This is a genomic window from Streptomyces thermocarboxydus (assembly GCF_024760485.1).
Classification (GTDB): domain Bacteria; phylum Actinomycetota; class Actinomycetes; order Streptomycetales; family Streptomycetaceae; genus Streptomyces; species Streptomyces cellulosae.
On sequence record NZ_CP058273.1, the window covers coordinates 2,752,265 to 2,767,325 of the forward strand.

Genomic DNA, 15,061 nt, shown 5'->3' on the forward strand with positions numbered 1-15,061 from the left:
CGTGCCCCGCTTCACCGTCGTCGTCCCCGTCCACAACGTGCAGGGATATCTGCACGCCTGTCTCGACTCGGTGCTTTCGCAGTCGTACCGCGACCTCGAGCTGATCGCCGTCGACGACCGCTCCCCCGACGGCTGCGGGGCGATCCTCGACGACTACGCGGCCCGCGACGAGCGGGTGCGGGTGCTGCACCTGGAGGAGAACGTGGGCCTCGGCCGGGCCCGCAACGCCGGCATGCCGCACGCGACCGGCGACTACCTGCTCTTCCTGGACAGTGACGACACCCTCACCCCGGGAGCGCTGCGCGCCCTCGCGGACCGGCTCGACGAGACCGGCGACCCGGACGTGCTGGTCTTCGACTACGCCCGCACCTACTGGTGGGGCGGCACGCGCCGCAACGTCCTCGCCCATGTGCTGTCCGAGGCCGCCGGAAGCACCTTCACGGCCGCCGAACGGCCGGAGATCCTCGACCTGCTGATGGTGGTGTGGAACAAGGTCTACCGCCGCGACTTCGTCGAGCGGGAGGGCTTCACCTTCCCGCCCGGCTACTACGAGGACACGCCCTGGACCTTCCCGGTGCTGCTCAGCGCGGAGCGCATCGCCACCCTGGACCGGATCTGCCTGTACTACCGGCAGCGCCGCCAGGGGAACATCCTGTCCACCACCAGCCGCAAGCACTTCGACGTGCACGAGCAGTACGCGCGGGTGTTCCGGTTCGTCGACGCCCGCCCTGCGCTGGGGCACTGGCGGCCGTTCCTGCACGCCAAGATGGGCGAGCACTGTCTCGACATCCTGTCCAAGCCGGACCGGCTGCCGCCGTCGGACCGGGCCGAGTTCTTCCGCCGCACGGCCGAGATGTTCCACGCCCACCGCCCACCGGGCGCCCGGGTCCCCGCCGAACTGCGGGTCCTGTTGGGCTCTTACGCCGGGTACGTGCTGCGCCGCCGGGCCACGCGCACCGGCCGCGAACTCCAGCGACGGGCCCAGCAGGTCCGCGCGGTGACGGCCGCGAAGGCGGTGCGCGCCCGGTCGCTGCCGCGCCGCCCGCTGGACCCGCACCTCGCCGTGTACTCGGCCTTCTCGCACCGCGGGATGCTCGGCGACCCGGCGGCCGTCTACCGCGCGGCCCGCGAACTCGCCCCGCACATCCGGGGCGTGTGGGTGGTCGCCGACGAGGAGCGGGCGGCGACCCTGCCGCCGGGCACCCCGTACGTGCTGCCGGACACGCCGGAGTACCGCCGGGTGACCGGGCGGGCCACGTACTTCGTCAACAACGTCAACTGGGCGGGCACGCTGGTGAAACGGCAGGGCAGCGTGCACGTCCACACCCACCACGGCACCCCGCTGAAGTACGCGGGCGCCGATCTGCTGGAGAAGCCGGGCGCTCGCCTGCACTTCGACGTGCCGCAGATGCTGCGCCGGGCCGACCGCTGGGACTACGGCCTGGTCGCCAACCGCCACTCGGAGCTGGTGTGGGAGCGGGCCTTCCCCTGTCACTTCACCTCGCTGCGGTCGGGCTCCCCGCGCAACGACGTGCTGGTGCGCGGCGACGAGGAGCGGGCCCGCGCGACCCGGGAGCGGCTCGGCATCCCGGAGGGCGACACGGTGGTGCTGTACGCGCCGACCCGCCGGGACTACCGCAGGGACGGTCTGGTGGAGCGGATCGACCTGGCCCGGTTCGCCGCCGACCTGGGCGAGGGCCGCACCCTGGTGGTCCGGCTGCACCCCACGCTCGCCGACGGACCGGCCCGCGGACTCGGTCTGTCGGAGCTGCACCGGCGGGGCGTGCTGGTGGACGCGACCGACGAGCCGGAGGTGCAGGACGTGCTGCTCGCGGCGGACGTCCTGGTGACCGACTACTCGTCCGTGATGTTCGACTACGCCCTGCTGGACCGGCCGGTCGTGGTGCACGCCGACGACTGGGACGCCTTCCGCGCGAGCCGGGGCGCGTACCTGGACGTCACCGCCGAGGCGCCGGGCCATGTGACGCGCTCCTACCGGGAGCTGGCGTGGCTGTTCGCGTCGGGCACCTGGGCGGACGAGGAGTCGGCGCGGCTGCGGGCGGCGTTCCGGGAGCGGTTCTGCGAGTACGACGACGGCCGGGCCGCCGAGCGGGTGGTGCGCGCCGTGATGCTGGGCGAGCCGCTGCCGGAGCCCACGGGCGATCCCGGCCTGGTGCCCGCGCAGACCGCCGGCCGCGACCTGCTGACCCCGTCGTGAGGCCGCGCACCTGGGTGCTGCTGCTGGCCGCCCTGTTCGCGCTGATGCAGCTCGCCACCGTGGAGGGCCGCGACACCCCCGACAGCAAGAACTACGTGTCGTACGCGCTGAGTCTGACCGGCGCGGACAAGCGGGAGGCGGCGGCCGCCACCATCGACCACTACTGCTCCGGCAAGGCGGCGATGGCCCACCGCGCGCAGCTCGTGGACGTGGTGCGTTTCCACGCCCCCGACCCGGCGCCCCAGGTGTTCGAGGAGTGCCGGGAGCAGGAATGGCGTCAGGTGGAGGCGCGTCTCGCGGCCGGGGACACCGCCGGGCACACGGTGCCGTTCATGCCGGAGCGGTTCATGCGGATCTTCGAGGTGCGGCCCGGCTATCCGCTCGTCCTGGCGCCGTTCGTCGCGCTGCTCGGGGTGACGTGGGGGGTGTGGACGGCGGGCGTGCTGATCACCTGCGCGGGCGGGGTACTCGCGTACCTGGTGCTGCGCACGCTGGCGGCCCCGGTGCCGCTCGCGCTCACCGGGATGACGCTGTACCTGGTCCTGCCGTGCGGGACGACGGCGATGCGCCCGATGACCGAGGGCCTGATGCTGGCGCTCACCCTGGCCGCGCTGTGGGGCTGCGCCCTGGTGCTGGGCGGGACGCGACCCCGGGCGGGGCTGGCGCTGGTGGGAGGCGCGCTGGTCGCGCTGTTCACGGTGAAGCACTCGCAGGCGCTGTTCCTCGGCGCGTGTCTGGCGGCGGCGGGCGTGGCGGTCGCGGTAAGGCGGCGAGGGCGGGGGATGCCGGCGGGACGGGGTCCCGTGGCGCTGGCCGCGGTGGCGTGCGCGGGGGCGCTGGGCACGGTGCTGGTGTCCCGGCTGCTGGACTACCCGTCGATGTCGGAGAGCGTGCAGGACCTGCTCACGGACCACTTCGCCCGGCCGGACCGGGAGCAGCCGTGGGCGGAGTTCTTCCAGCTCCAGGGGAACTTCTGGACGGAGTGGGCCCGGCGGCAGCTGTGGGAGCCGTTCCTCCTCGCGGCGCTGGCCGCGGGCGCGTGGGGAGCGCTGCGGCGTCCGGCGTTCGGGGTGTTCCTGGCCGCGGCGGCCTGCACGGGGTTCCTCAACCAGGCGGGGCACCCGGACATCAACATCTGGGGCGACCGGCTGATCACGGTGGCCTGGCTGCTGCCGGTGCTGGGGGTCCCGCTGCTGCTGGAGCCGGTGCTGCGGCGGGCGGTGGTGCCCGCGCAGGGCGCGCCGGTGGAGCCGGTGGGCTGACCGGGCGTCACCCGAAGCGGTGATGGCCGGTCAAAGGTGAGCCATACACGGGAACAGTGGGCAAATGCCTCGAATGCTCCTTTCTCTTCGCATCCGATGAGCGCCGGCGTCCTCGTCCGGCGCCGCACGGTGGACGGCGCCACGGCGCTGCGCGGCGGCGGGTCCTGGCGCCCGTCGCCGTACCAGTGCGCCGGCTTCCTGTTCTTCCTGGTGATGACCCTGGCGTTCTGGCGGGTGCCGCTGTGCTGCGACGCGGGGCAGCACGCGGCGGTCGTGGAGCGCCTCAAGGCCGGTCTGCTGCACCCCCGGCACCCGATGGCGGACCTGCCCGGCGCGGGCAGCCCGTACTACTCGCCGTACGCCGTGGCACAGGGCGTGTTCGCGCGGCTGACCGGCCTGGGCGGCTGGGAGGTGCTGCGGCTGGCCGGGCCGGTGAACCTGCTGGTGCTGCTCACCGGGCTCGGCCGCTTCGTGCGGGTGCTGACCCCGCGCCCCTGGGCGCCGGTGCTGGCCCTGACCGCGATGGTGCTGCTGTGGGGTGTGGAGCGGGCCTGGTGGAGCGGCTACCTCAACCTGATGTCGATGACGGGCACCCTGCCCTACCCGTCGGCGTTCGCGATCGGGCTGGCGTTCTGGGCGTGGGCGCTGACCGGCGCGCGGGCCCGGGACACGGGGGGTGTGCGCTATCTGGGCCCGGGCGGTCTGCGTCCGCTGTCCGGGTACGCGGGCCTCGGTCTGCTCTACGGGCTGATCCTTCTGGTGCACCCGATCACCGCGGTCGCGGCGGCGCTGGGGGCGCTGGCGCTGGTCGCCGGGTGGCAGCGGCGGTGGTCGGCGGCGCTGGCCGGGCGCTGGGCTCTGACCGGCGCGGTGGCGCTGCTGACGGCGGCCTGCTGGCCGTACTTCGACGTGTTCGCGCTGGCCGGGGACTCCAGCGTGGACGCGATGCACCGGCGGCTGTACCTGGATCTGGCCGGGCAGTTCGGGCTGGCGCTGCTGGGGCTTCCGGCGCTGTGGCTGCGGGCCCGGCGCTCATGGCGGGACCCGCTGGTGCTGATGTTCGCCCTGGACTGCGCGGTCGTGGCGTACGGCTGGGTGAGCGGCCACTACACCTACGGGCGCGTGCTCGGGCTGACGCTGGTGCCGCTGCAGCTCGCGCTTGCGGTAGAGCTGGCGGCGCCCCGCCCGTGGCCGGTGTGGCGGCGACTGCTGGGCGGGGCCGCTGCGGCAGGGGCGGTCGCGGGGCTGCTGACCGTGCACGCGGGGGCGCTGGTGCCCCCGGCGGCGGACCCGGTCGGCTTCCGGCAGCCCCCGGACTGGCCGTCGTACGACTGGGCCGCGCGGCACATCGCCCCCGGGGAGGTGGTGATCACCGACGGCTACTACGCGATCCACGCGATCGCCGGGTACGGACCCGACCTGGCCGCACCCGCCTGGCCGGACGCCTCGCTGGACGAACGGGAGCGGCTGCGGCGGCTGGCCGATGTGCGCGCGTACCTGGATCCCGCCTCGACCCGCGCCCTGCGGGACACGGTGGTCCGCCGCTACAAGGTGCGCTGGCTGCTCCTCACCCGCTACCAGCGGGTGCCCGAGGAGGCCGTGGTGGTGGCCTGGAGCCGGCGCACCGGAGAGGTGCTGGCGCGGGTCGGGGCGGCCCCGCGGGACTACTCGACGACGAGCTCGACGTCGATGTTGCCGCGGGTGGCGTTCGAGTAGGGGCAGACCTGGTGGGCCTGCTCGACCAGCTTGCGGCCGGTCTCCTCGTCGAGGCCGTCGGGCAGCTCGACGCGGAGCGTCACGGCGAGGCCGAAGCCCTCGCCCTGCTTGCCGATGCCGACCTCGGCGGTCACGGCGGCCTCGCTGACGTCCACCTTCGCGGCACGGCCGACGACACCGAGGGCGCTGCCGAAGCAGGCCGCGTAACCGGCGGCGAAGAGCTGCTCGGGGTTGGTGCCCTTGCCGTCGCCGCCCAGCTCCTTCGGGGCGCTCAGGCCGACGTCCAGCTTGCCGTCGGAGGTGACGGCGCGGCCCTCGCGACCGTGGGTGGCGGTGGCGACTGCGGTGTAGAGCGCGTCCATGGGGACACCTTTCGTCTTCGGCGGGTGACCGGCCGGTTCCTGGGGACCCGGCCTCCGTGGATCCAAGTAGAGCACACAACTTAATTGGACACAACCAAATGGCTCGCGCAGCGCTACCCTGGACACATGACAGCGACACCCAGCCCCTCCCCGGCGACGGACGCGCCGGCCGTGTCGGACGACTGGCTCCGGCTCGACCAGCAGATCTGCTTCAGCCTCAACTCCGCCGTCCGCGCCTTCAACGGCGTCTACCGGGTGGTGCTGAAGGATCTCGGCCTCACCTATCCGCAGTACCTGGTCATGCTGGTGCTGTGGGAGGACGGCACGGTGCCGGTCAAGCGGCTGGGCGAGCGTCTGCGTCTGGACTCCGGCACGCTCTCCCCGCTGCTGAAGCGGCTGGAGGCGGCCGGTCTGGTGCACCGGGAGCGCAGCGCGCGCGACGAGCGGTCCGTGGAGGTGCGGCTCACCGAGGAGGGCGCCGCGCTGCGCGAGCAGGCCGTGCGGGTGCCGCGCCGGATCGCCGCCGCCACCGGGATGCGGGCGGAGGAGATGCGCGCGCTGAGCGCCACCCTCGCCGGCCTCACCGCCGCCCTGGACAAGGCGGCCGCGGAAGGGGCGTGACGCCCGCCGGGACCACCCCGGGGTGCGGGACGGCACGCGGCGGGCGAGCGTGGAGTGAACCTCCGCAGCGCGCCTTGAGGATGCCATGCCCCCCGACCCGTCCCCCGCCGACGCGGACGCCGGCCCCGGCGCCGTCTCGGTCGTCGTCATAGGCCACGACGACGCCGCCCACGTGGCGGACGCGGTGCGGTCCGCGCTCTCGCAGGGGCCCGCCGTGCGGGAGGTCGTCGCCGTGGACGACTGCTCCACGGACGGCAGCGCGGAGCTGCTGGAGCGGCTGGCCGCCGCCGAGCCCCGGCTGCGGGTGCTCCGCCTGCCCGTCAACAGCGGCGGCTGCGGCACCCCGCGCAACACCGGCCTCGACGCGGCGGCGTCCCCGTACGTGATGTTCCTGGACAGCGACGACGTGCTGCCGCCCGGCGCGGTGGACGCGCTGCTCGCCGCCGCGCGGGAGACGGACGCGCAGGTCACGGGGGGTCTGTGCGTGCGCCGCGAGCTGCCGTCCGGACGTGAGGTGCCGTGGGAGCCCGCCCTGTACGCCTCCCCGGCCGTCCTCGCCCGCCCGGCCGACCACCCGCGCCTGGTCCGCGACACCCTCAGCGTGAACAAGCTGTACGCGACGGACTTCCTGCGCGCCCACGGCATCCGCTTCCCGGACGGCCGCTTTCCCTACGAGGACATGGTGTTCACCGCGCGGCTGTGGGCCGCCGCCCCGCGCGTCGCCCTGGTCCCGGACCGGGTGTACGTCTGGCACGTGCGCCGCGCCGCGCGCCGGCTGTCCATCTCGCTGGACCGCGCGGACGTCGGCAACTGGCGCGCCCGCACGCACGCCTGCCGCACCGCCCACACGATCCTGCTGGACGCGGGCGAGAAGGGGCTCGCGCGCGCCGTACGGGCCAAGTTCCTCGACCACGACCTGCGCATGTACGTCCGCGAGCTGCCGCTGCGCGACGAGGACTACCGGCGCGCCTGGTGGGCGCACACCCGCGAGCACCTCGCCGAGTACGACGCCGCCGACCGCTCCGGCGACCCGGCCGCCCCCGGCCTGCTGCTCGCCCGGGTGCTGCTCGCCTCCCCCGAGCCGCGCGACCTGCCCCGGCTGCGCGAGCTGGCCGCACGCCCGGCCCGGCTGTGCCCGCCGTACGCCCGGACCGCCGAGGGCGCGCCCTGCTGGTCGGCGAAGCTGCCCGAGGTCACCCTGGAGACCCTGCCCGAACGTCCGGTCCGCCTGCTCCCGCTCGCCGTGGACGCCGAACTGCGCGCCCGCACCCGCCTGCTGCGGCTGCGCCTGCACGAGCTGTACGGCGCGGTCGGGCGGGCCGGTCCGGTCGACGCGGAGGTGGAGTGGCGCCACCGGGACCGCGCGGGCCTGGCCCTGCGCCGCACAGTCCCACTCCGCCCGTCCGCCGACGACACCTGGACCGCGGTCGCATCCGTCCCCCTGGACCGCCTGGCGACGCTCGGCGCGGGCGCCTGGGACCTGCGCCTGAGGCTGCGCTTCCGGGACGGAGCGGCCCGCACGGTCTCGGCCCACGCCCTGCCCGGCCCGGGCCTGCTGCGCCCATGGGCGGTCCCGAGCCACAGGTACGGCCTGATCCTGGTCCGCCCGTACGCCACGCACGGAGGCGCGCTGGCCCTGCGGGTGGCGGCGGGCGCTCAGGGGGCGGGGCGGGTACTGGCGGGACGGATGCGGAGGTGGTGGCCGTGACGCGGGCCGGAGCCGCGTCCGCCCGCCCCGGGGACGCACCGGCCGGCGGATGCCGACGCCCCGCAGGAAACGAGCCGGCCCATCCCCGGAAACACACCCGCCCGCAGAATGCGACACCCCCCGTACACGAACCCGCCGACGCCTGCACCCACGGCCGCCCTGACACAGGCCCGCGCCGCCTGTCCCGCCGCGCTCCGCGCCACCCTGAGCCACAGGCGCGGCCCGGACGCTCGTCCGCCCTCTACCCTCTACGCCACTGCCGGAGGCACGCCCGCCCGGCGAGTGGCGGCCGGGGCTCAGGGCGCGGTCCAGCCACTGGCAGGACGCCTCCGCCGACAGCCGTCCCGGCGCGAGTCCGAACTCACAGCGCCTTGAGCGCCGCCGCCGTCGCGCGGGCCAAGCCCTCCAGGTACCCCTTCGGCAGCTTCGGGCTGCGGATCACCACCGAGCGCCAGTACAGCGGTCCGGAGATCAGGTCGAGGGCCAGGGCGTGGTCCACGCCGGCGCCGATCTCGCCCCGCTTCTGGGCCGCCGTCACGATGCCCTTGGCGACCCCGTCCTGGCCCTCGCGCAGGGCCTTCTGCACGGCCTCGGCGATCTCCGGGTTGCGGGCGGCCTCGGCCTGGAGGTCGGGGAGGATCTGCGAGGCGACGGGATGGCGCAGGGCGCGTGAGCTGACCTCGTAGAGCAGCCGCAGGTCGCTCTCCAGGGAGCCGGTGTCGGGCGCGGGCAGGCCCTGGACGGCGAGGGCGGAGACCACGTCGAGGACGACGTGCAGCTTGGAGCGCCAGCGGCGGTACACCGCGGTCTTGCCGACGCCCGCGCGGCGCGCGATGCCCTCGATCGACATCCGGGCGTAGCCGACGGCGGCGAGCTCCTCGAACACGGCCGTCCGGATGGCCTCGGTGACGTCCTCGCGCAGGACGGCGGCCCCGGCGGGAGCCCGGCGGCGCGGACGTGGCTCGGGCGCGTCGGCGTTCGTCATGCGCTCCAGCATAGGGGCCGCCCGCGTAGCGACGATACGGTTGCGTTCCGACGTACATTCCACCTACGCTCGTCGACACGACGATACGGTACCGTTCCGACGTCAGAACCGTAGCAACCGTCGCCCCACCCCCCTCCTAGCGAAAGCAGCGGATGTGAGTCAGGCACTCGGCACACCGCCCGCCGCGTCGGCGCGTCCGGAACCGCACGGGACCGACCTCGCGGCCCTCGCCGCCCGGCACGGCCTCACGGTCAGCGGAGCCCGCCCGCCCCTCGGCGCGTACGTCCGCCAGCTGTGGGGGCGGCGCCACTTCATCCTGGCCTTCTCGCAGGCCAAGCTGACGGCCCAGTACAGCAAGGCGAAGCTGGGCCAGCTGTGGCAGGTGGCGACACCGCTGCTGAACGCGGCCGTGTACTTCTTCATCTTCGGCCTGCTGCTCGGCGCCCGTAAGGGCATACCCAGCGACGTCTACGTGCCGTTCCTCGTGACGGGCGTGTTCGTCTTCACGTTCACGCAGAGCTCGGTGCTCGCGGGCGTGCGGGCGATCTCGGGCAACCTGGGGCTGGTACGGGCGCTGCACTTCCCGCGGGCGTCGCTGCCGATCTCGTTCGCGCTCCAGCAGCTCCAGCAGCTGCTCTTCTCGATGCTCGTCCTGGTCGTCGTCATGATCGGGTTCAAGAGCTACCCGGACGCGTCCTGGCTGCTGGTGATCCCCGCGCTGGCGCTGCAGTTCGTGTTCAACACCGGGCTCGCGCTGATCTTCGCGCGGATGGGCAGCAAGACCCCCGACCTGGCGCAGCTGATGCCGTTCGTGCTGCGGACCTGGATGTACGCGTCCGGCGTGATGTTCTCCATCCCCGCGATGCTCGAGGACAAGAACGTCCCCGCCTGGCTGGCGGACGTCCTGCAGTGGAACCCGGCCGCCATCTACATGGACCTCGTGCGGTTCGCGCTGATCGACAAGTACGACGCGTCCTACCTGCCCCCGCACGTCTGGGCGTTCGCGCTCGGCTGGGCAGTAGTGGCCGGCGCGGTCGGCTTCGTCTACTTCTGGAAGGCAGAGGAGAGGTACGGCCGTGGCTGACACCCCCCAGGACAGGAGGCCGACGGTCGTCGCCGACGGCGTCGACGTGGTCTACCGGGTCAACGGCACCGGCGCCGGACGCGGCACCGCGACCGCCGCGCTCAACCGCATGCTCCGCCGCAAGGAGACCGAGAAGGCGTCCGGCGTGCGCCGGGTGCACGCCGTGCGGAACGTGTCCTTCGTGGCGTACCGCGGCGAGGCGATCGGACTGATCGGCACCAACGGCTCAGGCAAGTCCACGCTGCTCAAGGCCGTCGCCGGACTGCTCCCGGTGGAGAACGGCAACATCTACACCGACGGCCAGCCGTCCCTGCTCGGCGTCAACGCGGCCCTGATGGCCGACCTCACCGGCGAGCGCAACGTGATGCTCGGCGGGCTCGCGATGGGCATGTCCCGCGAGGAGGTGAAGGCGCGCTACCAGGACATCGTCGACTTCTCCGGGATCAACGAGAAGGGCGACTTCATCACCCTCCCCATGCGCACCTACTCCTCCGGCATGGCGGCCCGCCTCCGCTTCTCCATCGCCGCGGCCAAGGACCACGACGTGCTCCTCGTCGACGAGGCCCTCGCGACCGGCGACCGCTCCTTCCAGAAGCGCTCCGAGGCCCGCATCCGCGAGCTGCGCAAGCACGCCGGCACGGTGTTCCTGGTCAGCCACAACAACAAGTCCATCCGCGACACCTGCGACCGGGTGCTGTGGCTGGAGCGCGGGGAGCTGCGCATGGACGGGCCGACGGACGAGGTGCTCCGCGAGTACGAGAAGTTCACGGGCGCCCGTTAGCAGCCCCGGCGCGGGCGCGGACACCGCCGTTCGGGCGGACTTCCCACGGACCGATTCGCCCCATCGGTGTCACTATGTCTGGATAGCGACCGACGGGTAACGACCGACGGGACCGTCCGCGCCGACGAGCAGCCGAAGGAGCCCCGTGATGCCCCAGCTCAGCGTCATCGTCCACGGGCCGAACACGCAGGACCACCTGACCGGCCTGCTCGACTCGCTCGTCGCCCACCCGCTGCCGGACGTGGAGGTCGTCGTCGCCGCCGTCGGCGACTGGGCCCGTGAGACGGCCGAGCGGCACACCCCGCAATTCCAGGTGGTCCCGCTGCCCGACGGCACCTCCGGCGCGGCGGCGAGAGCGGCGGGGGCCGCGCGGGCCACCGGCCGCTGGCTGCACTTCGTCCGCGCCAAGGACGCCCTCCCGCCCGGCAGCCCCCGCGCCGTCGCCGAACGCACCGCCGAACTGCCCGACACCGTCGACGTCCTCCTCCTGGACCATCTGCGCAGCACCTGGCGCAGCGCCGCCCTGCCCTCGGCGGACGGCCCCCTCCTCGCCCGCGCCGGACGCACCGAGCCGGCCCTCGCCGACAGCGCCTACCTGCTGCGCCTCACCCCGCTGCTCGGCACCCGCGTGCTGCGCGCCGACTTCTGGCGGGCCCACGAGGAGCACCTCACCACCGACGACGAGCCCCGCGCCGCCCTCGCCGCCCTGCTGCTCGCCGACCGCGTCTCCTGCCTGCCGCACATCGCCTACGAGGACCGGCGGCTGCGCCCCGCGAGCCTCCCGCCCGTCACCCCCGAGCAGCACCTCGCCGCGGTCGACCGCTACGAGGCCCTGCTCGACCTCGCCCAGGACCGGCCCGCGGTCTACACCGTGCTCTACGAGATCATGGTCCGCGACTGCCTGCGCACCTTCGCCCGCGGCGCCGTGCCCGAGCCGGCCGCGCGGGAGTTCTTCCTGCGGGCCGGATCCGCCGCCGCACGCCGCCGCCCCGAGGGGTACCGCCGGCCCGGCGGCCCGGAGGGCGTGCGGCGCGCGCTGCTGGAGGAGGGCGCCTACACCCGCTACCGGGCCTTCCAGGCCGCCAACCACGCCCGCCGCGCCGTGCGCTCCACGGTGCGCGCGGGACGGCGGCAGGCGGGCGCCCTGATCCGCGACCACCAGTACCGCACGGCGCTGCGCCGCCCCGTCGACCCGCACCTCGCGGTGTTCTCCGCCTACTGGAACCGGGGCGTCGCCTGCAACCCGGCCGCGATCGCCGCGAAGCTCGCCGAGCTGGCCCCGCACATCCATCCCGTGTGGGTGGTGACCGCGCGCAACGCGGCCCTGCTGCCGCCCGGCACCGACCACGTGGTCCCCGGCACCCGCCGCTACTGGGAGACGCTCGCCACGGCGAAGTACCTGGTCAACAACGTCAACTTCCCGAACGCGGTGGTCAAACGCCCCGACGCGGTGCATGTGCAGACCCACCACGGCACCCCGCTGAAGCGCATGGGCCTCGACCAGATGGCCTACCCGGCCGCCGCGCAGGGCCTGGACTTCGACGCCCTGCTGGCGCGCGTCGACAAGTGGGACTACAGCGTCTCCGCCAACAGCCACACCACCCGCATGTGGGAGCGTGCCTACCCGTCCCGGTACGTCTCCCTCGACCACGGCTATCCGCGCAACGACGTGTACTACACGGCCGGCGCCGACGAGGTGCGCGCGGTCCGCGAGCGGCTCGGCATCGCCCCCGGCCGCCGGGCCGTCCTCTACGCGCCCACCCACCGCGACTACGAGGCCGGCTTCACCCCGCGCCTGGACCTGGCCGCGCTCGCCGACCGGCTCGGCGAGGACACCGTCCTGCTGGTGCGCGCCCACTACTTCTACGACCCGGGCCTCACCCCGCTCGCCGGCCTGCGCCGCTCGGGCCGCGTGATCGACGTGTCGTCGTACGACCCGGTCGAGGAGCTGTGCCTGGCCGCCGACGCACTGGTCACGGACTACTCGTCGATCATGTTCGACTACGCCAACCTGGACCGCCCGATCGTGATCCACGCCGACGACTGGGAGACGTACCGCACCACGCGCGGGGTGTACTTCGACCTGATGGCCGAGGCGCCGGGGCCGGTGGCGCGCACCCAGGACGACCTCACCGAGATCCTCGCCGGCGACGCCTGGCGCGACGAGGGCGCGGCGAAGGCGCGGGCCGCGTTCCGCCGCCGGTTCTGCGAGTTCGACGACGGCCGGGCCGCCGAGCGGGTCGTGCGCCGGGTGTTCCTCGGCGAGGACGAGGCGTCCCTGCCCCCGGTGCTGCCGCCGGAGGAGCGCACCCCGGCGCCGGCCCCCCAGGAGGTGACCGCGTGATGTCCACGACCCGGCTCCCCGACGTCACCGTCACGGTGATCGTGCACAACGACGCCGGACGGCTGCCCCGCGCCGTGCGGTCCGTGTGCCGCCAGACCCACCGCGACCTGGAGATCGTCATCAGCGACGACCACTCCACGGACGACACCCCCCAGGTGGCGCGGGAACTGGCGGCCGCCGACCCGCGCATACGGTACCTGCGGCTGCCGGAGAACAGCGGCGGGTGCAGCGCCCCCCGCAACCGCGCCCTGGAAACCGCCCGGGCGCCGTACCTGATGTTCCTCGACAGCGACGACGAACTGCCGGAGGGGGCGGTCGCCGCGCTGCTGGCCGCACACCGGGAGCGGGAGATCGACTTCGCGATGGGCGCGGTGCGGCGGATCCGGGTGGACACCGGGCGCCGCTCCACCTGGATGCCGCACCTGGTGGGCGAGCGCCGCACCCTGGACGGCATCGAGGACGACCCGCGGCTGTTCTTCGAGCACCTGGCGACCAGCAAGATGTACGCCCGCGCCTTCCTCGACCGGCACGCGCTGCGCTTCCCGGAGGGCATCCACTACGAGGACCAGCTGTTCTCGGCGCAGGCCTACTGCCTGGCGGAGCGGTTCACGATCGTCCCCGAGCCGGTCTACCTCTGGTACATAGCCCCGTACGTGAGCTCCGACGCCGCGTCCATATCCAACCAGCGGCACCTGATCGGCAACGTCCGCGACCGGATCCATGTGCAGCGGCTGATCGACGCGTTCCTGGCGGAGAGCGGGCACGAGGGGCTGCGCGAGGACAAGGACCACAAGTTCCTGAAGCACGACTTCCGGATGTACGCGGGCGATCTGCCGTACCGCGACGAGGAGTGGCTGTCCGCCTTCGCCGACGAGGTGAACCCGTACCTGGAGACGCTGTCCCCCGGCGCGTACGCGCGGCTGCCGCGCGCCGAGCGGGTGGTGCTGCAGCTGGTCCGGGACCGCCGTCTGCCGGAGGCCGCGCTCGCGGCACGGGGGCTGGGGTACGGCGTCGCCCCGAGGCGGATGGCCGCCGACGCGGACGGCCGGGTCTACTGGGGCGACCGGGTGCCGGGCAGCGTGGCCGCCCGCCGGGAGCTGGACCTGACCGAGCTGGAGCCGGACACCCGCCCGTTCCCCGGCGCGCTGTTCCGGCACGAGATCACCGACATCGCCCGCGTCCCCGGGGGCGGCGCCCGGATCGACCTCACGGTGCGGACCTACGACCCGGCGCTGCGGCTCCCCGTCGGCCCGCACCGGGCGAGCCTGGTGATCTCCCCGGGCCGGCGCCGCCTCACCGTGCCGTTCCGCCTGGACCCGGTGCGGCCCGGCGTGTTCGAGGGCACGGTACGGCTGGACCTGGCCGGGGCGCGGCTGCCGCTGGGCGGCTTCGCCGGGGTACGGCACCCGCTGGTCCGGCTCGCCGCCGGCGGCCAGAGCAACCAGGCGCTGCTGCTGGCGCCCCTGGACTTCCCGCCGCTGACCGCCCGCGTCCCCTACCGCTCCGGGGCCGCCCCGCACCAGGTCACCGTCGAGCCCGAGGGCCACAACCCGGGCCGCCTCCAGATCCGCTGGCAGCCGGCCGGCGCCCCGGCCGCCCTCCGCCCGCTCGCCACCCGCCTGGTCCACCCGCGCCTGCGACGGGCGGTGCAGCTGGTGGCGGGCGCCGTGCACTGACGGCCGGCGCCCCTACCGCGCCGCCCCTCACCGGTCACCGCCGACCGGGCGGCCCACGCCCCGGCCGGCCACGGGCAACTCCCCCGGCCCTTTCGCCGCGGCGCGCCGTGCGCCCGGCGACGACGGCAACCCCCTGCACCGACCGTCCGCGCTTCCCACCGCTCCGCCCCCGGACCAGGTCACCGTCCCACCGGATCCACGCCCCGCAGCCCCCCGGCCGTCCGCATCGGGCCGCGCAACCCGGTGGTCGGCCCCCCGCGCCGACGTGTGCGGCCCCAGCGCTCGGGAGCCGCACCTCTGCTGT

The 15,061-nt window shown here is 74.4% G+C and carries 11 protein-coding genes; 9 read left to right on the forward strand and 2 right to left on the reverse strand.

Annotated elements, in window-relative coordinates; all coding sequences use genetic code 11:
- Position 1: 1 nt before the first annotated feature.
- The 3 genes from AY578_RS12670 (at position 2) to AY578_RS12680 (ending at position 5,196) form a co-directional block, all read left to right on the forward strand.
- Positions 2-2,218, forward strand: a complete 2,217-nt coding sequence (locus AY578_RS12670) for a bifunctional glycosyltransferase/CDP-glycerol:glycerophosphate glycerophosphotransferase (protein WP_258902371.1) — start codon at positions 2-4, stop codon at positions 2,216-2,218.
- Positions 2,215-3,480, forward strand: coding sequence for a hypothetical protein (locus AY578_RS12675; RefSeq protein ID WP_161231907.1), 1,266 nt, complete (start codon positions 2,215-2,217; stop codon positions 3,478-3,480). Before AY578_RS12670 ends, AY578_RS12675 begins: the two co-directional genes overlap by 4 nt.
- 96 nt (positions 3,481-3,576) lie before the next feature.
- Positions 3,577-5,196, forward strand: coding sequence for a hypothetical protein (locus AY578_RS12680; protein ID WP_019525803.1), 1,620 nt, complete (start codon positions 3,577-3,579; stop codon positions 5,194-5,196).
- On the opposite strand, the gene AY578_RS12685 is transcribed toward AY578_RS12680, so the two are convergent.
- Positions 5,145-5,558: an organic hydroperoxide resistance protein gene (locus tag AY578_RS12685; protein WP_019525802.1), complete on the reverse strand. Its 414-nt coding sequence runs from the start codon at positions 5,556-5,558 to the stop codon at positions 5,145-5,147. The genes AY578_RS12680 and AY578_RS12685 overlap by 52 nt on opposite strands.
- A gap of 126 nt (positions 5,559-5,684) precedes the next feature.
- Here AY578_RS12685 and AY578_RS12690 point away from each other — a divergent pair, with 126 nt between their 5' ends.
- Entirely contained in the window at positions 5,685-6,179 is a 495-nt protein-coding gene (locus AY578_RS12690) for a MarR family winged helix-turn-helix transcriptional regulator (RefSeq protein ID WP_026243971.1), read from the forward strand.
- A gap of 85 nt (positions 6,180-6,264) precedes the next feature.
- Complete coding sequence (locus AY578_RS12695; protein WP_161231908.1) at positions 6,265-7,887, forward strand: glycosyltransferase; 1,623 nt, start codon at positions 6,265-6,267, stop codon at positions 7,885-7,887.
- Between the two features lie 361 nt (positions 7,888-8,248).
- Here the strand turns inward: AY578_RS12695 and AY578_RS12700 are convergent, their stop codons facing one another.
- A complete protein-coding gene (locus AY578_RS12700; protein WP_019525799.1) occupies positions 8,249-8,884 on the reverse strand; it encodes a TetR/AcrR family transcriptional regulator in 636 nt (211 codons plus the stop codon).
- 142 nt (positions 8,885-9,026) lie between these two features.
- On the opposite strand from AY578_RS12700, the gene AY578_RS12705 reads away from it, so the two are divergent.
- The 4 genes from AY578_RS12705 to AY578_RS12720 all read left to right on the forward strand — a co-directional run bounded on the left by AY578_RS12705 (position 9,027) and on the right by AY578_RS12720 (position 14,757).
- Entirely contained in the window at positions 9,027-9,956 is a 930-nt protein-coding gene (locus AY578_RS12705) for an ABC transporter permease (RefSeq protein WP_028959138.1), read from the forward strand.
- Positions 9,949-10,737: an ABC transporter ATP-binding protein gene (locus AY578_RS12710; protein ID WP_028959137.1), complete on the forward strand. Its 789-nt coding sequence runs from the start codon at positions 9,949-9,951 to the stop codon at positions 10,735-10,737. The genes AY578_RS12705 and AY578_RS12710 overlap by 8 nt, the downstream gene beginning before the upstream one ends.
- Positions 10,738-10,885: 148 nt before the next feature.
- Positions 10,886-13,081, forward strand: a complete 2,196-nt coding sequence (locus AY578_RS12715; RefSeq protein WP_019526581.1) for a CDP-glycerol glycerophosphotransferase family protein — start codon at positions 10,886-10,888, stop codon at positions 13,079-13,081.
- On the forward strand, positions 13,081-14,757 hold the full coding sequence (locus AY578_RS12720; RefSeq protein WP_136239871.1) for a glycosyltransferase family 2 protein: 1,677 nt from the start codon (positions 13,081-13,083) through the stop codon (positions 14,755-14,757). Before AY578_RS12715 ends, AY578_RS12720 begins: the two co-directional genes overlap by 1 nt.
- The last annotated feature ends 304 nt before the right edge of the window (positions 14,758-15,061 follow it).